Here is an 18691-nt window from a genome sequence, read left to right as displayed (position 1 = left end):
TCTTCATTTGCAGTACCATGCCATGCCTTGCCAAAGGCTGTACCATGATCTACTGAGGTTCTTATTATTGGAAGTCCAACAGTTATGTTAACACCGCTGTGAAAACCTAGAAGCTTTAAGGGTATATGACCTTGATCATGATACATTGCCACAACCATGTCAAAACTTCCCTCAGCAGCCCTTAAAAAAACTGTATCGGGAGCTTCTGGTCCCTCTACCCTTATGCCCTCTTTTATTTTAGTCCTTATAGCAGGAATTATTTCTTTTATTTCCTCGTCTCCAAAAAGGCCCCCTTCTCCTGCATGTGGATTGATTCCTGCTACTGCAATTTTTGGATTTTCATACCCTAGCTTTAATAGGGTGTCATGGGCAAGCTGAATTACCTCTTCAACCCTTTTCTTATTAAGACCCTTTATAGCATTAAGTAATGAGACATGGGTTGAAGCATGGATAACCTTAAGCTTATCATCATATAAAACCATGGCATAGCTTTTAGCTCCAGAAAATTTTGCAAGAATCTCCGTATGTCCTGGATACAGGTGACCTGCAAGGTGCATAGCCTCTTTATTTAAAGGGGCTGTAGCAATAGCATCTATTTTTCCAGCTTTAGCTAATTCCGTTGCAAATTTTACGTAGTGAAAGGCTGCATTTCCAGCCATAGCTTGAACCTTACCAGGCTTCAGCTTTTCTATATCTACCTTTGCTAAGTCATATACATTAAGTAGGTCATTTCTAAAAACACAGTGATTCAAGTCTACCACCCTATTTAACCTATAGGCAGGAAAGTGCAGCTTAGACTTCAATAGCTCCATTACTTTAAAATCACCAATAACTATAATTTTCAAATTATTAATATTAATATTATTAAAGCTTTTTAATATTATCTCTGGTCCTATACCAGCTGGATCCCCCATAGTGACTCCAATTATTTTATCTTGATGCATAATTATCTCTCCTTAAGATACTCAACAATATTTACAAGGGCATCTTCCCTTCCAAAGCCCCCGGCCTTTGTGACTACGGGTAAATTACTGTAATCCTCATGAATAAAATATCCACATGGAATACCAGGAAGTATTTCTTTGTCTATTATAGTACCTAATGCCTTTACTCTTTCTGCCACCTTGATGGCTATATCTCCACCTGTTAAGAATAATCCCTTTATTCTAAGCTTTGACATTAGAACAGAAGTAAGCTTTCCAATGAATATTGCAATACTATCGCTTGTTTCATAGTTACTTAAGCCTAAACTCTTACCAATCTCAAATGCCCTCTCTACATCTATTTTTGATGTTGAGGTTCTAATAAGTACGTCCTTTTTTTCCTTTGAATAGGTTAAGCATAGGTTTACAAGTCTATTAAGCTCTATCTCCTCATTGTGGAAAAGTTCCTTCAAATTAATATCTACAATTTCTACCGGTAGCTCCTTTTGAAGATATTGGATTTGCTTTGTTGTAGTAGTACTTACACTTCCTGCAATCATCAGTATAGTCTCTTCTTCTTTAGTCAGCCCTAGTGGTATTGGAAGATATTCTGCTAATCCAGCAGAACCGATTAATACTTTATGACCTTTAATTTGAGAAACTACTTCTGCAATAATTTCAAGCTCATCATCCATTATAGCATCAATTACAACTATCTCCACACCCTGATCCTTTAGTTGATTTATTCTTGATATTAAAGCTTCTTTTCCTAGAATAACATGATTATGATTAATTATTTCTACCCTCTTATTTGTTTGATGGGTAATTATATCAGGTATATATGAATACTTAACTGGAGTTTTAGGATCCTTTGCATATTCAGTATTAGAAATTAGGACATTATTTACATAGATGAGTCCGTTTAATGTTGTCCTACCTGCCTTTGGATATGCAGGTGCGGCTATTGCAAAATCTATTCCTAATCCATCCATCAATCCAGCTATTTCAGCGCCAACATTGCCTCTAAAGGTTGAATCTAGCTTCTTATAAATATATAGATTAGCTTTTTCTTTAGATAGCTGCTTTCCAATGCTTTTAGTTTTTTCAAAGGCTTTATCCTTCTTATCAAATCTACTTTCCGTGTCTATTACCAGTACATCACATGCTTTACTGGTTTTTTCAATAGAATTTAAGTCTGTTATAACAATTGTTTTTAGGTTGCTTTTGCTAAATTGTACCCCTGTATCATTTGAGCCTGTAAAATCATCTGCTACAACTATTAACCTATTCATTAGAATCACCCTTTTCAAGATAATAATGTCAAAAGGGAGAGTAGCACCCTCCCCCTATTGTATTAGCTTTTTTCTAGTGCATCCTTGTTTTGCTTGTTTTTATTCCTCTTAGCCACATATGAGGTTAAAACTGGTGTTAGTAAGGCTGTAGTAATTGTTGACGCTGCAACCTGTGGTGTTGCTACTGTAGCTATTGCCTTTAAAGCAGGGTCAGCCATTGCTATTGCCATTGGAGTAGCAACTGCATTACCTGCTGTTGAGGATACAGATGCACCAGCAATTCCACTTCCTCCCGTTAGCTTATCTGTATAAATATTAAAGAAGCCACCAACGAATACCGTCATTAATCCAAGTAATACCCTGGTAGACCTGCTTTAATCAGCATAGCAAAATCTATTCCTGCACCAAGGGCAAAGGCAAAGAATGGAATAAGAACTGGGCCACCTGCAACTAAAAACTTCCTCATATTATCGTCAAGGTTACCTAGTATCATACCTAGAACTATAGGTACTATTACTGCTACTAAAGACATGAAGGGAATATTTGCTAAACCAGCTGTTCCTAATGCCACCATTGTTAAGAAGGGTCCGTCATTAATTGATACTACTGCTATTGCACCGATATCTGTTTCATCTCCGAATTCTCCTGTAAGGGCTGCATATAATCCACCATTACTATTAGACATAGCTGAAATAATTGCTAGTGATGATAATCCTAAGAAACCGTTTTCTCCAAAAAGCTTTGCTACTAAAAGGCCTAAGGCAACTGCAACAACAAACTTAGAAAGGGTTATGGCTGCCCCCTTCTTTAGGGCCTTAGGAGCTGCTTTTAAGCTAATTCCAGCCCCCATACAAAATAAAAACATACCGATTAAAGGACCGGCTCCATTCTTGAATAACGCTGTTGTAAAACCACCAATTTCAAGGACCTGTGGAAAGAAGGTGTTAATAAATGCCCCAAGTATCAATGGAATAACCATCATGCCACCAGGTATATTTTTCTATTGCAGCTTTAATTTTCATTACACTACCTCCCCTTTTAAATCTCTTTTAAATTATTATTAACTATACTTAGAAGGTATAGCCTATTCTAAATATTCCGAATTCTTTATGTCCTAAAATTTCTGCCTTGGTTAGCTTACCATTTGATACCTTTACTATCTCATCAAATATTTCCTGTCCTAGCTCTTGAATAGATACTCCTTCTTCTATTATCTTGCCTGCATTTATATCGATATTGTCTATCATTTTTCTGTAGGTCTCACCATTTCCTGTAATCTTTATAACAGGTGCTATAGGTGATCCTGTAGGAGTTCCCCTACCGGTGGTAAATAAGACGATTTGCGCTCCTCCAGCCAGCATACCAGTTATAGAGTCTATGTCTTCGCCAGGTGTATCCATTATATATAGGCCCTTGTTTTTACCTACTAGTTCACCATAGTCAAGTATTTCTTGTACGGGTGCTTTACCTGCCTTATAAATACATCCTAGAGATTTTTCCTCGATTGTTGATAAGCCACCCTCAATATTACCTGGAGTAGGTTGGCTGCCCCTTAAATCTTCACCCATCTCAATTGCTCTATTTTCTGTTTGATTAACAATTTCTATTAGCCTATTGGCAACCTCATCACTTACACATCTTTTGGCTAACAAATGCTCCGCTCCAATAAGCTCTGTTGTTTCAGAGAGTATTGAAATCCCCCCCCGTTCTATAAGTAAATCAGATGCTGCTCCTACTGCAGGATTTGAAGCAATCCCCGATGTAGGGTCTGAGCCGCCACATTCCAAAGCCAAAACTAATTCACCTACATCAAATTCTACCTTTTCTTGCTGTGACAAGGCCTGTGACATAGCACTTGCTAGTCTTGTTCCCTGTTGAATTGCCCCTAGGGTTCCTCCACATTCTTGAATAACAATAGCTTCAACAGGTTTTCCAGTTTTACTGATCTCCTCAGCCACTTCATTAGGCTTTATTTGCTCACATCCTAGTCCAATAACTAAAACTCCTCCAACATTTGGATTTTTCCCTAATCCAATCAGAGTTCTTAAGGTTTGCTTGTAATCCTCCCCAACCTGACAGCAGCCGTGCTGGTGGGGTAATGCTACTGACCCAGGAACCAAGTAACTAATCTTCATAGCAGTTTCACTTGCACAAATTGATGCTGGAATTATTGCTAAATGATTTCTTATACCATAAGCTCCGTTTTCTCTTTTATATCCCTTTATTTTCATGTTTTCACCTCCCTTCTAGCTTTTTATATCACCTCTACCTCTGGTGCTTTCAAGATTATGAATGTGTACATAATCACCTCTTTTAATATCACTAGAGGCTTTTCCAATAACTTCACCATACTTAATTACAGCTTCTCCTTTTTTAATGTCAGCTAAAGCAACCTTGTGATAGCAAGGAATATTGTTATTTACTGATATATCCATCCTTTGGCTGTTTTCTCCAATTGTAATAACATCCCCTGGAGCTACGTCCTGTACTATGGTGGCTACATTGTCCTTTGTATGTGCTATTATCAATCTCAACATATTAACACCTCCTTTTACTTTTATTAAAGCAAAATACATGCCATATTTATTATTTAATTATACTTTGGTACAGCCTTATCCCTATAGCAACCAATTTTTAAGGTAAATAAAAATAGTAATACTTTTAATTCCATAAAAAAAAGATAAAAAGCTTCTTTAATTGGAGCTTCTTATCTCAAACTTGTATATTTTTTATACCTTAATGTTTAATATTTATACGTCTTTTAGCTTATTATTGAGGGTTACTCTAGTAATTCTTAGTCTTTCTGCTGTTTTGGTTTTATTATAGTTTTCTTCTTCTAAAACCTGTTTTATTATTTTCAGCTCTATCTCCTTTAGGCTTCCTTCTAGTAAATTTACTTCTATCTCTGATTTATCGTCTGCTAAAAGGTCCTTAAAAACTAAAGCTGCACTTTCCTTTTTAGATATTTCCTCTTCTCCAACTATAACTAGTTTAGCAATTACATTTTCTAATTCTCTAACATTGCCATACCAGTAATATCTTTTTAAAACTTCAACCACATTATCACTTAATTTATTCATTGTTTTATTGTACAGCCTACTATACTTTTCTATGAAATGCTTCGCCAATACTTCAATGTCTCCTTCTCTTTCCCTTAGTGGAGGAATATTGATTATTAGGACATTAATTCTGTAATACAAGTCATTTCGGAAGCTCTTCCTCTTTACTTCCCTTTCCAAGTCCTTGTTTGTAGCAGATATAATTCTTACATCTATAGGGATTATTCTATCGTCACCTATTCTCATGACTTCCATCTCTTGAATAACCCTTAATATCCTTGCCTGTACTTTAATATCCATCTCACTTATTTCATCTAAAAATATAGTTACGCCGTGGGCCATTTCAAAAAGCCCTTTTCTTCCCCCCTTACGGGCCCCAGTAAATGCTCCCTCAGCATAGCCAAATAATTCACTTTCAAGAAGATTTCCGGGTATAGCAGCACAATTAATGGCAACAAAGGGCTTGTTTCTTCTACTACTATAATTATGTATTGCTTGGGCAAATACTTCCTTCCCTGTTCCACTTTCACCACACAATAAAATAGTAGAGTCGGTTTTTGCATATTTTTTCGATAGTTCAATAGCTTTTTTAATTATTTTACTCTCCCCAAGAATATGATCGAAGGTTTTTTTAGCAGTCAAGCCCTTTTTATGAAGCTCTTCTCTTATTCTTTGCTCTACCTCCTGTATCCTTGTTATATCTTGAAAGGTAACTACCACTCCCTTAACTTCACCCTCTACAATAATAGGAACTCTGTTGGTGGCATTTCCTGTATATTGAATATAACCTAGCTCTGGTTTACCTGTTCTTAATACATTTGGTATTCTGGTATTGGGTATTACATCAGAGGCCTTTTTATACATTACCTTATCTTTTGGTATCTGAAAGATTTTTTCTGCTACTGGATTATATAGAATAACCTCTTCATTTTTATTAACTGCTATTATACCTTCTTCTATAAAGTTTACGATTGTCTTATATCTCTGCTTTTTCTCACTTTCCCTTTCTATAGCTTCATACAGCTTTTGAGCTTCCTCATAGGCATTAATAATTGCCTCTTTACCAGATTTTATTAATTCGTATTCCATTCCCATACTATTGGCTGTTCTAACAGATATAGTATCTCCTATAATAACATCTATACCTAAATCATATGCCAGTTGCACCTTTTCAACAACCTCATGTTCAACATCTATTGGAAAATACTCTACGTTAAATCCCAGTATATCAGCTATAACCCTTGCTCCACTAATAACGTTGCCATATCCTATAACCGCTACCTTCTTTTTTGAGTATTTGTACTTGTTTAAAACCCTAAGAAGGTCATAGCCTGTTACTTTAATTTCAACTACTGGGATGTCCACCTGCTCTTGTATTACTCTGGCAGTGCCTCCTCTACTTATAACGATTTTTTTACCTTCCTTCTTGGCTTTTATTGCATTATTTACTCCTCGCTGCAAATCACCTACATAGGTATCTATGAATATACCCATTTCCCCCATTGCTTCATCTGCAATCTTTTTTAAATCTTCATATGGAGCTATAAAGGCAATTCTATCATACATCTTCACTCCCCCAATTCATACTCAGCTTACTATCTCACCAGAGTTACTAATACAGCCATTTTTTAAGGGAGATAAGTAAGGTAGTATTAATTAACAGAAATAATTTTAGCTTTCATCCTTTATGCTATTATAACTTGTATTTTCTATTTTTATCTATTAAATCCTCTATAGTTTTCATAATTTTCTTTAAATTGAGGAAGCTGATGGCAATAAACTATAGTAACGGAGGTTTTTATTCTAACTTAGCTTAAACTTTAAAACACTGTCCTGCATTTTCGAAGCAAGGGTAGCCAGCATATCGGCAGAGCTTGCTATTTCCTCCATTGATGCTGATTGCTCCTCTATAGCTGCCGAAGCCTGCTGGGTGCCAGCTGCATTTTGCTGAGCTATGGCCGATAAGCTCTCCATAAGAGTAGCTAACTGGTTTCTAATATCATCCATGTTTTTTGCTGAGGCTAATGACCTTTCCACAGTTGTACTAACCGTTAAAACCTCATTTACTATATTGCTAAACTCCTTTTCAGTCTCGTCTACACGAAGGGTTTGCAGCTTCATTACCTCCATAACCTTTTCCATAATCTCCACAGATTTCTTTGAGTTATCTTGTAGGTCTAAAAGCATAGTGTCGATTTCCTTCGCTGAGCTGGTAGACTGCTCTGCAAGCTTTCTTATTTCATCTGCAACCACAGCAAAGCCCTTACCTGCCTCACCTGCTCGTGCAGCTTCAATTGCTGCATTTAGAGCTAAAAGATTAGTTTGTCCTGCAATGCTTTCAATTAGTTTGCTAGCTTCTCCTATTTTTAAAGCACTAGAATCTGTAGCTATGGTTGTTTCATAAATTGTTTCAATAGAAGAGCTACTTTCCTTCACTATGGCGGTTAAGCTATTAACCATATTTAAGCCCTCATTTTTATGTTGGTTTAGTTTGTCCACCGCTTCTTGTAGTCTAAACATATCCTGTATATCCTCTTCTATAATGCTACTAAGTTCTTTTGTCTTAATTGCACCATTTTCTGTCTCCTTTGCTTGTTGATTAGAGCTCATCGCCACTTCTTCAATTGTTGTAGCCATTTCTTCAGCTGCAATAGATGATTGTTGAGTGGTAGCTGTCATTTCCTCTGAAGACACTGTCAACCGTTGAGATGAGTCGGCAATATCCTTTATCAATGTAACAAGGTTATTTTGCATAACCCCTAGAGCTCTGGCAATAGTACCTATTTCATCTTTATTTTTAATATATCTTGAAGCCTCTTTATTATCCATTGAAAGATCATAATTAGAAAATCTTTCTATAGTCTTAGACAAATTGGCTACGGGAATACCTATTTTTCTATTCAATATTGTAGCAATGATTATTACACTTATGATAGCTATAATTATAAAGCTAAAATTTATTATTTGAGCTGTTCTTTGTATACTTTTAATTTCCTGTTGAAGACTTGTGGTATGGTTTATTTTAGCATTTTGTAGCTCCTTTAGGTGGTATTGTACCTCCTCTACTGCTGGAATTGCATCTCTTTGGAAAACTAATAGAGCTTCATTCTTCCTATCAGCCTTAAAAAGATCAATTAGCTGATGTCCACTTTTATGGGCTTTAATATGGGGTTCCTCTAAAGCAATATACGCATCTCTATTATAGTCTTGTGGCTCGTAAGAATAATACCATTTACCTAAGTTACATTGGGTATGGTCTACAGACTCTGGTATATCTCCAGTAATAAACATTAGGCTAATATTATTCAGCCATCTTTAGTGGTCTACTTCCTTTTCAATTAGAAAGCTTATTTCATCCTTAGCCACAGCAATAGTATTGTTAAGGTTTTCAATTCTATTGGTGTTGATGGCTGTTACTGTTAAAATTGCTAACATAATAAACACAATTACTAAAAATGAAGTTACTAGTTTTTTAAAAATTGTCATTTTAAAACCTCCGCTCGTTTCAATTTAATTGTTGAATGATGTTGCTATTTAAATATACCATCCCTATAGCCATCCCAAACAAAAACTTGTAACATTTTGCATTTTTTTGTGTAAAATTGTTTTATATAGCAACAACTATTTACCAGCAGGAGAAGTAGTGTTTTTAGCAATAAAAAAACTTGTAGAATTATTACTACAAGTTTTTTATTGCTATTTCAATTGTATTTTAATCTTTAATGTAGCTACGCAAAACAGCATAATTAGAGGAGTGTAATCTACTATTTTATTTTGCTTTTGTGGCTTCCTCTGTAGCTACTGCTTCTGTAGCACCTTTTCCTTTAGATAATCCATAATGCTCTCTAATCTTATCTTCTACTTCATTCCAAATATCGGGATTTTCCTTTAAAAACTGTTTAGCATTTTCTCTACCTTGACCAAGTCTATGATCTCCGTAGCTATACCAAGCTCCAGCCTTCTTAACTATATCTAAATTTACTGCTGAATCAAGGACATCACCAGTTTTTGAAATTCCCTCTCCATACATTATATCAAACTCAGCCTGCTTAAATGGGGGCGCTACCTTGTTTTTAACAACCTTTACTCTAGTACGGTTACCCATAATATCATTGCCTTGTTTAATAACGTCTATTCTTCGTACATCTAACCTTACTGAAGCATAAAACTTTAATGCCTTACCACCTGTGGTTGTTTCTGGATTACCAAACATAACTCCAACCTTTTCACGTAGCTGATTAATAAATATAGCAGTTGTTTTTGATTTATTAACAGCACCTGCAAGCTTTCTTAAGGCCTGTGACATTAAACGGGCCTGTAGCCCAACATGAGAATCTCCCATTTCCCCTTCAATTTCTGCTTTTGGGACAAGGGCAGCCACAGAATCTATTACTATAATGTCTATTGCTCCACTTCTTACCAGTGCTTCTGCAATTTCCAGCGCCTGTTCGCCTGTATCTGGCTGTGAAACTATTAAGTCATCAATATTTACTCCTAGCTTTTTAGCATATGTGGGATCTAATGCATGTTCAGCATCTATAAAGGCTGCTGAGCCACCATTTTTTTGAGCCTCTGCAATAATATGTAGGGTTACAGTAGTCTTACCGGATGATTCAGGACCATATATTTCTACAATTCTTCCCCTAGGTACTCCACCTATACCTAATGCAATATCTAATTCTATTGAGCCAGTAGAAATGCACTCCATATTGGCCTTTGAATCTTCACCTAATTTCATTATGGAGCCTTTGCCAAACTGTTTTTCTATCTGATTAATAGCCATCTCTAATGCTTTCTTTTTCTCAATCATTTTAATACCAGAGCTATCTCTGGTTCACCTACCTTTCATTCTTTTCGAACATTTGTTCTTTTTTATAATTATATATTATTTAAAACAAAAGGTCAAATACTATTTAAATTTTTTATTGCTCATTATGTAAAATTTAACATTTGCTAATTATTGCTTTTCTTAATAGATTTAGTGCTGTTAAGGTTGTAAGGTTTTGTATTCTTCTGCGATTTCCCGAAAGTCTAAGCTGTATAACCTCATAATAATCTTTTAAATTAATACCCACAAAAACTGTTCCTACTGGTTTTGTAGCCGTACCCCCCTCTGGCCCAGCAATTCCAGTTATTGATATACCACAATTACATAAGGTTCTTTTTTTTAAGCCCTTTAGCATTGACATAGCAACCTCATAGCTGACAGCCCCCTGATGGCTTATTAACTCAGATGGTACAAATAAATCTCTAGTTTTCGAATTGTTGCTGTAGGTTATAAATCCACCTTCATATACCTTAGAAATACCTGGTATTGAAGTAAGCTTTGAAGCTAATAGGCCTCCTGTACAGGATTCAGCAGTTGCTAGGGTTAGACCCTTTTCCAATAGAGCTTTAAAGACCTCCTCCTCTAATGTACTGCCATCAATACTATATATATAATCACCTATTTTTTTTTCAATTTTATTGGTTAAATCTTTTAAAAGACCTGCACTTTCTAAATTAGTATCCTCTTCGGCAGTAATTGTTAAAGTAATATGCCCATCAAGAGCATAGGTTGCAAATGAAAAATTTTTATATTCTTGGATAAAATCCATTAGCTCTTCTTCAAGGGCAGACTCACCTATTCCAACAATTTCGTAGCTCTTTATAATTAAGCTTGAATTTCTAAAGCCTTTTAGCATAGGCAACACGTAATCATTAAACATAGGCTTCATTTCATTAGGTGGACCTGGGAGAACAAAAACTTTTTTACTATTAAACTCAACTAAAAAGCCTGCAGCAGTTCCATTTTTATTATCTATTATCTGGGAGCCTTTTGGAAAATAAGCTTGACGAAAATTATTAACAGGGCATTTTTTATGATTTTTTTCCAGAATGTCTATTATCTTTTTCTTAATTGATCCATTCATTTCTAAGGGGTATCCTATAGCATTTGATACTGCTTCTCTTGTAATATCATCTAAGGTAGGTCCTAGTCCCCCTGTTAATATCAGAATGTCGGAGGTGGATAATGCAAAATTTATAGAATTAGTAATGCTAATTAATTTATCTTCCACTGTAATTTTAATACCAACCCTATAACCATGTGTAATTAGTTTTTGTGAGATATAATATGAGTTTGAATCTTTTGTTTTACCATTAACTAATTCTGTTCCTATACAAATAATTGAAGCTAGCATTTTTTTACTCCTCTTTATGTATTTATTGCATCTAAAACAAAATGCCAATTTATATTGGCAATAGGGTGTTAATGTGTGTTAAATGATAATTACTATATTTTAATGCTTTAGAATATGTTTATTAATTTTAATATAATCAAGCCCTGAAATTACTGTAAAGATAACTGCTACCCATATCATTATAGTGTCGAATGGAAATCCCACTAGACTGAAGGGAAAATTATTAACTAAAACAGCTATAATTGCAACAATTTGTGTTATGGTTTTTACTTTACCCCACCAGCTTGCTGCTATTACCACTCCTTCGGCAGCTGCCACAGCCCTTAATATACTGATGGTGAATTCTCTAGCAATTATAATAACAACCACCCAAGCTGATAGCTTACCAAGTTGAACTAAGGATATTAAAGCTGCTGAAACTAAAAGCTTATCAGCCAATGGATCCATAAACTTACCAAAGTTTGTTACTTGGTTTTTCTTTCTTGCAATATATCCATCAAGAGTATCTGTAATAGCTGCTATTATAAATATACTTGCAGCAATTTCAACTCCATAGGGTATATGATTTAACAGAAAAAGCATAAATACAGGTACTAATAAAATTCTAAGTATAGTTAACTTATTTGCTAAATTCATCGAATTACATCTCCCATCAAGTCATATTCTAATGCTCCACTTATAATTACCTTAACTATTTCACCTATTTTTATATTTCTTGATGAATGTACATATACAAGTCCATCTATCTCTGGAGCGTCGCCTTTGCTTCTACCTATATACTCTTTACCCTTAACTAAAGTTTCTTCAACTATAACCTCCATCTCCTTGCCAATTTTTGATTGGTTCTTTTCGAGAGATATTCTTTGCTGTATTTCCATTATTATGTTCTTTCGGGTATCTTTTATTTCATCCTCAATTTGATTTGAGAGCTTAGCTGCTGGTGTACCCTCCTCTTTAGAATAAGAAAATACCCCTAGCTTATCAAATCTAGCCTCTTCAACAAAATCCTTTAACTCTTGAAAATGATCCTCTTCTTCACCAGGAAAACCAACAATCAAGGAGGTTCTCAATACAATATCGGGAATTTCACTTCTTATTTTTTTTATTAAATCAATTAAGTATTTTCTAGTTGTTCTTCTATTCATAAGCTTAAGTATAGCATCGCTGGAATGTTGAATAGGCATATCTAAATAATTGCAGATTTTATCGTTATTCTTTATGGTTTTAATTAAATCATCTGTAATCATCTCTGGATACCCATACAATAGTCGTATCCATTTTATACCCTCTACTTGACATAGCTTTTCTAGTAGATTAGAAAGCATAAATTCACCATAGATATCAATACCATAGCGGGTGGTATCTTGAGCAATAAGTATAATTTCCTTTACACCCTTTTTACTTAGCTCTTCTACTTCATAAATAATGTTTTCAATTTTTCTACTTCTATATTTCCCCCGTAGCTTTGGTATAATGCAGTAGGTACAAACATTATCACATCCGTCAGAAATTTTTACATAGGCAGTATGGGTAGGAGTAGTCTGAAATCTAGGTAATGCTTCGTCAAAAACTTGATCTAGGTTCCCTATCTTTGTAACCCTATTACCCTTCATAGCTTCGTGTATGGTTTCTACTATTGTATGATAATTGCCTGTTCCAACTATAGCATCCACCTCTGGTAGCTCCTTCAGCAGCTCATCTGGATACCGTTCACCAAGACACCCTGAAACCAGTAGGAGCTTTAACCTTTTTTCCTTAAGGCTTCCCAGCTCAATGATTTTATTAATTGATTCTTCTTTTGCTGCATCAATAAAGCCACAGGTATTAACAATTATTATGTCGGCATTGCTTTTATTCATAGTTAACTTATAGCCGTATTTATTTAATATTCCCAGCATTATTTCAGCATCGATTAGGTTTTTAGAGCACCCAAGGGATTCTACATATACTGTAAAGTTCATTACCTCGTCTTCCCTTCTATTTCTTTATAATATCTACTAATTACTTCTATTGCTTCTTCAATTCTATCATAATTTATTATAATGTCATAATCATATTTTTCGATAGAGAAGTTATAAAGAGGATCATAATAATGCTCCAATAAAGCCTCAGCTAACAGGTCATATTTTTTTTCATTAATAAGCTTAATGTAGCTTTGTACCTTCTCATGTCCTAATCGTTTTTTTAATTTATTGACAGCATCAATTAGCTTATGGTCATTTCCTTCTCTCTTATTTACATAATCATTAACAAGCCTATTTTTTCTATTATCTATACTTGTTTTTAATAGAACATGATGACCATTAATCATATTATTATATATAATTTTTGGAATTGTAACGTTTCCTAAGCGTTGACCTTCGCTTTCTATCACAATAGGCTTATCTTTACTTACTATAATCTCCTCTGCAATGCTATTTTCAAAGTTCTTTTGTGTTGTAATACCATTAAAGCCAATATTACCAAAAACAGAACCTTTATTTTGGGCTAGCTCCTCTAAGTTTATTGCTGGTATACCTTTTAGCTTCAGTTTTTCAATAATATCAGTTTTACCAACCCCTGTATGACCATGTATAACAATAAACTCTATTTTTTTTAAATCCATTAGACTTTTAAGAATAAAGCTACGATATTCTTTAAATCCACCCTGTAGCTGATATATTCCTTTTGCTCCTAATAAATCCATAAGCTTTACAAATGTGGTGCTTCTTAAGCCTCCTCTACTGCAAAACACTATTAAATTTTTTGAGTTTTTCTGCAGCTCCTTTACTTCCCTATAGAAGCTAGTAAGCTTAGGGGAAATAAAGTCCAAGCCTTTGATTTTTGCAGCTTCAGCCCCCTCTTTTTTGTAGCTTTTACCTACCTCTATCCTTTCATAATCATCTAACAATGGAATATTAATAGCCTTTGGTATAGTACCATTATTAAACTCATAGGATGACCTTACATCAATAATAGCCTTATCCTCCAGCTTAATTACATCTTCAATTTTTATTTGGTTCATCCTTAGCTTCACCTGATTCCCGTTTTTCATTACTCATTACTAATTACTAATTACTAATTACTCATTGATTTTAAGGTTTTGAATTTTAATTTTCTTTTTATGGTTTTTATTCTTTACCTACTTATTCCTTATTCCCTATTACATATTACTTGCTTTTATGGTTTTCAATTTTCAATTTTATCTTTGTCTTTCAACTTTACACTCTTAACTCTTAACTTTTAACTCTTAATTCTTAATTCTATGCTTGTCTTTTATCTTTTGATTTTTCCATTTTCCATTTTCAATTTTCAATTTTCCATTATATGTTTGTCTTTCAACTCTTAATTTTTAACTTTTCACTCTTAATTTTTAACTCTTAACTCTTAACTCTTAACTTTTCACTTTTAATTTTTCACTTTTCACTTTTAACTTTTCACTTTTAATCATCTTTTTATGTTTTTATTCTTTACCTACTTATACCTTATTACTTAATCCTTATTGACTATTACTTACCTATAAGGTCTTCACCCTTAATAAGCACCTGTCTTGGTTTACTACCCTCATGCTGCCCAATTATACCTTTTTCCTCCATTTCGTCAATTAATCGAGCTGCTCTGTTATATCCAATTCTTAATCTTCTTTGCAGCATTGATATTGAAGCCTGTTGGTTTTCTAAAACTAGCTCTACTGCATTATCAAATAGTTCATCAGAGCCATTCATATCTAATGTATTACCCTGATCTATTTTGCTAATAATCTCTGACTCATACAGTGGTTTTTCTATTTGATTTTTTATAAAGGCTATTACCCTTTCTACCTCTGCCTCTGATACAAAGGCCCCTTGAAGTCTTATTGGCTTATTGGCACCTATGGGGTAGAATAACATATCACCTTTACCCAATAATTTTTCTGCTCCTCCCATATCTAAAATTGTTCTGGAATCAGCTTGGGATGCAGTAGAAAATGCAATTCTCGATGGTATGTTGGCCTTAATTACACCAGTTATAACGTCTACAGAAGGTCTTTGGGTAGCTAATATTAGATGGAGTCCAGCTGCTCTAGCCATTTGTGCTAGACGACAGATTGCATCCTCAACATCATTAGCTGCAACCATCATTAAATCAGCCAGCTCATCAATTATTATTACAATAAAGGGTAATTTGTGCTCTAAATATTTTTCGTTGTAGGATTTAATATCCTTTACATGTCCATCTGCAAAAAGCTTATATCTTTTTGTCATCTCTTGAACTGCCCAGTTTAATGCACTGGTGGCCTTTTTAGGGTCTGTTACAACGGGTATCAAAAGATGGGGTATTCCATTGTACTGATTAAGCTCCACTACCTTAGGGTCTATTAAAATTAATCTTACATCCTCTGGCTTTGAATTAAACAAAATACTTAAAATTAATGAATTTATACAAACACTCTTACCTGATCCAGTAGCTCCTGCAACCAATAAATGAGGCATTTTACTTATATCTGTAACTACTGGATTACCGGATATATCCTTACCTAGAGCAAAGGGTATGTTGAACTTATTAGACTTGTAATTATTACTATCAATAACCTCTCTTAAGGTAACATTGGCAGCATCATCATTAGGTATTTCAATACCTATAGCTGCTTTCCCTGGTATTGGTGCTTCGATTCTTATTGCGGGAGCAGCCATATTTAATGCTATATCATCACTGAGATTTACGATTTTGCTTACCTTAACTCCAATGCTAGGTTGTAGCTCATAACGGGTTATTACAGGCCCTTTACTAACCTGTATTACCTTTGCATCTACCCCGAAATTTTTTAATGTTTCCTCTAGTACCTTTGCTTTTTTAATTATTTTTTTCTTATCATCCTTTGAAGCCTGTTGGTCTAATTGGTTTAACAGACCTATGTTAGGAAGTATGTATTCTATTTGAGTATCACTATAATTGCTAACGTCTAATTGTAGCTCTTCCTCCATTCCATTAATGGAGTTTTTTGATTTTATATCATCTATGCTTTTATCCTTTAGCTCTTCTTCAGCCTCTTTAATAGCTTCTGTAGTAAAATCAAGGACCTTTATCTTTTCTTCCTTTTCATCTAAATCTTTACCTACAGCAACTTCTAGTTTAATATCATCTAAATCATCTAAGCCATCATCAAATTTATTAGATTTTTTATTTGAAGAGACCATAACAAACTCACCTATAAACTCTCTTGAGCCTTTAAACAGCTTTAAGAAAAGATTCTTTACATTGCTTAATAAAGTTAATAGTGATATTTTTGTGTACATCATAGTAGAAATAATCAATATACTAATAACTATAATAATGCCACCTATTTCGCCAAAAAGCTTAACCAATAGGCCAGTGATCATATTGCCAATTAGTCCTCCCCCTATTCCTTCTTTTCCTAATCTAAAGCTTAAAGCTAATGTATTATTGATGGATTCACCAGCTGCACCCTCTATAATTAGTTTTATATCCCTTAAGGATACAATAATTAATAGGGAAATAAAAACTAAGCTAAAATACAGGATGCTACTCTTATTTTTCCAAAAGAAGGCGTTGCTTAATACTAATACTCCACACAGAATTATAATGTAGGATAATATATAAGCAGCTGTTGAGAATAATCCAGTTGATATATCCTTAATGAACTCACCAACTGATCCTGCTCCGGTTGTATGCATTGAAACAACTAAAATAAGGCCTATTGCTATTAAAAACACACCCTTTATTTCATGGTTAAACCTTGATAAATAACCTACTTCATCTGATTTTTTTCTTTTTGTTCTCCTACTCATTTTTATCACCCCGGAATTTAATCTGTTATGTCATGTTAATAATTGCGTTACCAATTATTGATTATTGCATTAAGTAAAGCGCAGATTTCTGCGCTCCATTTAATCTTGCTATTACCATTTTACAACATAATTTGAAAATCTACAAACCTTTACGGGGGAATTTTATATTGATTTAATATTAATTTTTAATGATTTGCTCCTCCCTTGCAGCTGTTCTATAGCTTATTAGCTCCTTTAGCTTCTTTAAGGAGCTTTCTAGTCCACCAACCTCGTTTATCAAGTTATGTTCTACTGCTTCTTTACCCACTAAAATTGTTCCAATGTCATTGGCAAACTCATCGGTTGAGTTCATTAGATCTATAAGGGTTTTTCTGTTTACTTTAGAGGTTCTCACAACAAAGTCTATTATTCTATCTTGCATCTTACTAAAGTAATTAAAGGTTTGGGGAACACCTATTACTAGACCATTCATTCTTATAGGGTGAATTGTCATAGTACCAGAAGGAGCTATAAAGGAGTAATCTCCTGAGGTTGCTAGGGGTACACCTATACTATGGCTGCCTCCTAAAACAAGAGTTACCTTTGGCTTCGACAAGCTATTTATTAGTTCGGAAATAGCCAAGCCCGCCTCAACATCACCACCAACTGTGTTTAGAACAACTAAAAGACCTTCAATTTTTGGATTTTCCTCCACTGCCACCAGCTGGGGAATGATATGCTCATATTTAGTGGATTTATTTTGTGGTGGAGATACCATGTGTCCTTCTATATGACCTATAATTGTTAGTATATGAATGTTTTCTTCCTTTTCAGGTATGTTATTTGTTCCTAATGCTGTTATGTTCATTAAATCTGAATTGGGATTCTGTTGCTGTTTTGGTAGTTCACTTGGATTGTCAGGATTATGCTGTTGATTGTAATTATTCCCATCTAATCTTATTTTGCCAAAATAATCGAAGCCTGTGAATTCTTTAGTCATAATTTCACCTCTATTTGTATTATATAGCTATATTTTTACCTAATCTCCGCCATATATTCTACAAATAAAAAACCTCTGTTTAGAGGCTTTATTGTTATAAAAAAATTTTCTTTTTTTCTTCATCCTCGACTTCAATTATAATCATATCATTTCCTATTTTTTTGATTGCCTCCCACGGAATTTCTAATAGTGTTCCATTAGATAAAAAGTTGAACATGCTTCTTTCATTAGGCACTAAAAGAGCTAATATTTTACCAGTTTTTTCATCTATCAGCATATCTGAGTCGCCTATTACTCCTAATCGGCTACCATTACATAAATTAACTATTTCTTTACCTCCTATTTCACTAAATCGCATACTTACTCCTCCTCCTTATGTATAGTAGTATATATATATTGTTGAGGAGAAGAAAACATTACTTTTAAATTAAGCATAGAAATTAAAAAAACCTCAACTAGCTTAATGGCTGAGGTTCTATAATACTACT

15 protein-coding genes and 1 pseudogene are annotated in these 18691 nt (G+C 34.3%); all 16 read right to left on the bottom strand.

Going from position 1 to position 18691, the window contains the following annotated elements:
• Nucleotides 1-944, bottom strand: a 944-nt coding sequence (gene pdxA, locus F8154_RS03870) for a 4-hydroxythreonine-4-phosphate dehydrogenase PdxA (RefSeq protein WP_151860282.1), incomplete at its 3' end; no start/stop codon positions are given.
• Nucleotides 945-946: 2 nt separating this feature from the next.
• On the bottom strand, nucleotides 947-2215 hold the full coding sequence (locus tag F8154_RS03865) for a four-carbon acid sugar kinase family protein (protein ID WP_151860281.1): 1269 nt from the start codon (nucleotides 2213-2215) through the stop codon (nucleotides 947-949).
• A gap of 62 nt (nucleotides 2216-2277) precedes the next feature.
• Nucleotides 2278-3194 (bottom strand): annotated as a pseudogene (locus F8154_RS03860) (2-keto-3-deoxygluconate permease).
• A gap of 91 nt (nucleotides 3195-3285) precedes the next feature.
• On the bottom strand, nucleotides 3286-4446 hold the full coding sequence (locus tag F8154_RS03855; RefSeq protein WP_151860280.1) for a UxaA family hydrolase: 1161 nt from the start codon (nucleotides 4444-4446) through the stop codon (nucleotides 3286-3288).
• A gap of 15 nt (nucleotides 4447-4461) precedes the next feature.
• A complete protein-coding gene (locus tag F8154_RS03850; RefSeq protein ID WP_151860279.1) occupies nucleotides 4462-4752 on the bottom strand; it encodes a UxaA family hydrolase in 291 nt (96 codons plus the stop codon).
• A gap of 213 nt (nucleotides 4753-4965) precedes the next feature.
• Nucleotides 4966-6840 carry a sigma 54-interacting transcriptional regulator gene (locus F8154_RS03845; RefSeq protein ID WP_151860278.1) on the bottom strand — a complete coding sequence of 625 codons (1875 nt, stop codon included), beginning with the start codon at nucleotides 6838-6840 and terminating at the stop codon, nucleotides 4966-4968.
• A 237-nt stretch (nucleotides 6841-7077) separates the two neighbouring features.
• Nucleotides 7078-8583 (bottom strand): methyl-accepting chemotaxis protein, encoded by a 1506-nt coding sequence (locus tag F8154_RS03840; protein WP_330577833.1) that lies wholly within the window; start codon nucleotides 8581-8583, stop codon nucleotides 7078-7080.
• Nucleotides 8584-8589: 6 nt separating this feature from the next.
• Nucleotides 8590-8760 (bottom strand): hypothetical protein, encoded by a 171-nt coding sequence (locus tag F8154_RS15015; RefSeq protein ID WP_192930148.1) that lies wholly within the window; start codon nucleotides 8758-8760, stop codon nucleotides 8590-8592.
• 283 nt (nucleotides 8761-9043) lie between these two features.
• Complete coding sequence (recA, locus tag F8154_RS03835; RefSeq protein ID WP_151860276.1) at nucleotides 9044-10084, bottom strand: recombinase RecA; 1041 nt, start codon at nucleotides 10082-10084, stop codon at nucleotides 9044-9046.
• A 133-nt stretch (nucleotides 10085-10217) separates the two neighbouring features.
• On the bottom strand, nucleotides 10218-11456 hold the full coding sequence (locus tag F8154_RS03830; protein WP_151860275.1) for a competence/damage-inducible protein A: 1239 nt from the start codon (nucleotides 11454-11456) through the stop codon (nucleotides 10218-10220).
• A 99-nt stretch (nucleotides 11457-11555) separates the two neighbouring features.
• Entirely contained in the window at nucleotides 11556-12092 is a 537-nt protein-coding gene (gene pgsA, locus F8154_RS03825; RefSeq protein WP_151860274.1) for a CDP-diacylglycerol--glycerol-3-phosphate 3-phosphatidyltransferase, read from the bottom strand.
• On the bottom strand, nucleotides 12089-13417 hold the full coding sequence (rimO, locus tag F8154_RS03820) for a 30S ribosomal protein S12 methylthiotransferase RimO (RefSeq protein ID WP_151860273.1): 1329 nt from the start codon (nucleotides 13415-13417) through the stop codon (nucleotides 12089-12091). The genes pgsA and rimO overlap by 4 nt, the downstream gene beginning before the upstream one ends.
• Nucleotides 13417-14490: a tRNA 2-selenouridine(34) synthase MnmH gene (gene mnmH, locus F8154_RS03815; protein ID WP_151860272.1), complete on the bottom strand. Its 1074-nt coding sequence runs from the start codon at nucleotides 14488-14490 to the stop codon at nucleotides 13417-13419. Before mnmH ends, rimO begins: the two co-directional genes overlap by 1 nt.
• A gap of 454 nt (nucleotides 14491-14944) precedes the next feature.
• Complete coding sequence (locus F8154_RS03810; RefSeq protein WP_151860271.1) at nucleotides 14945-17224, bottom strand: FtsK/SpoIIIE family DNA translocase; 2280 nt, start codon at nucleotides 17222-17224, stop codon at nucleotides 14945-14947.
• 178 nt (nucleotides 17225-17402) lie between these two features.
• Complete coding sequence (locus F8154_RS03805) at nucleotides 17403-18203, bottom strand: ClpP family protease (protein ID WP_243141154.1); 801 nt, start codon at nucleotides 18201-18203, stop codon at nucleotides 17403-17405.
• A 94-nt stretch (nucleotides 18204-18297) separates the two neighbouring features.
• Complete coding sequence (locus F8154_RS03800; protein ID WP_151860270.1) at nucleotides 18298-18561, bottom strand: YlmC/YmxH family sporulation protein; 264 nt, start codon at nucleotides 18559-18561, stop codon at nucleotides 18298-18300.
• Nucleotides 18562-18691 lie beyond the last annotated feature (130 nt).

The sequence above is a fragment of the Alkaliphilus pronyensis genome (genome assembly GCF_009017275.1).
Classification (GTDB): domain Bacteria; phylum Bacillota; class Clostridia; order Peptostreptococcales; family Natronincolaceae; genus Alkaliphilus_C; species Alkaliphilus_C pronyensis.
The sequence above is the reverse complement of the archived record's forward strand: the minus strand, read 5'-3'. Positions and strand labels throughout refer to the sequence as shown.

Coding starts and splice junctions, on each gene's coding strand:
- F8154_RS03865 (WP_151860281.1), bottom strand. CDS start 2,215: ATGAATAGGTTAATAGTTGTAGCAGATGATTTTACAGGCTCAAATGAT.
- F8154_RS03855 (WP_151860280.1), bottom strand. CDS start 4,446: ATGAAAATAAAGGGATATAAAAGAGAAAACGGAGCTTATGGTATAAGA.
- F8154_RS03850 (WP_151860279.1), bottom strand. CDS start 4,752: ATGTTGAGATTGATAATAGCACATACAAAGGACAATGTAGCCACCATA.
- F8154_RS03845 (WP_151860278.1), bottom strand. CDS start 6,840: ATGTATGATAGAATTGCCTTTATAGCTCCATATGAAGATTTAAAAAAG.
- F8154_RS15015 (WP_192930148.1), bottom strand. CDS start 8,760: ATGACAATTTTTAAAAAACTAGTAACTTCATTTTTAGTAATTGTGTTT.
- recA (WP_151860276.1), bottom strand. CDS start 10,084: ATGATTGAGAAAAAGAAAGCATTAGAGATGGCTATTAATCAGATAGAA.
- F8154_RS03830 (WP_151860275.1), bottom strand. CDS start 11,456: ATGCTAGCTTCAATTATTTGTATAGGAACAGAATTAGTTAATGGTAAA.
- pgsA (WP_151860274.1), bottom strand. CDS start 12,092: ATGAATTTAGCAAATAAGTTAACTATACTTAGAATTTTATTAGTACCT.
- rimO (WP_151860273.1), bottom strand. CDS start 13,417: ATGAACTTTACAGTATATGTAGAATCCCTTGGGTGCTCTAAAAACCTA.
- mnmH (WP_151860272.1), bottom strand. CDS start 14,490: ATGAAAAACGGGAATCAGGTGAAGCTAAGGATGAACCAAATAAAAATT.
- F8154_RS03810 (WP_151860271.1), bottom strand. CDS start 17,224: ATGAGTAGGAGAACAAAAAGAAAAAAATCAGATGAAGTAGGTTATTTA.
- F8154_RS03805 (WP_243141154.1), bottom strand. CDS start 18,203: ATGACTAAAGAATTCACAGGCTTCGATTATTTTGGCAAAATAAGATTA.
- F8154_RS03800 (WP_151860270.1), bottom strand. CDS start 18,561: ATGCGATTTAGTGAAATAGGAGGTAAAGAAATAGTTAATTTATGTAAT.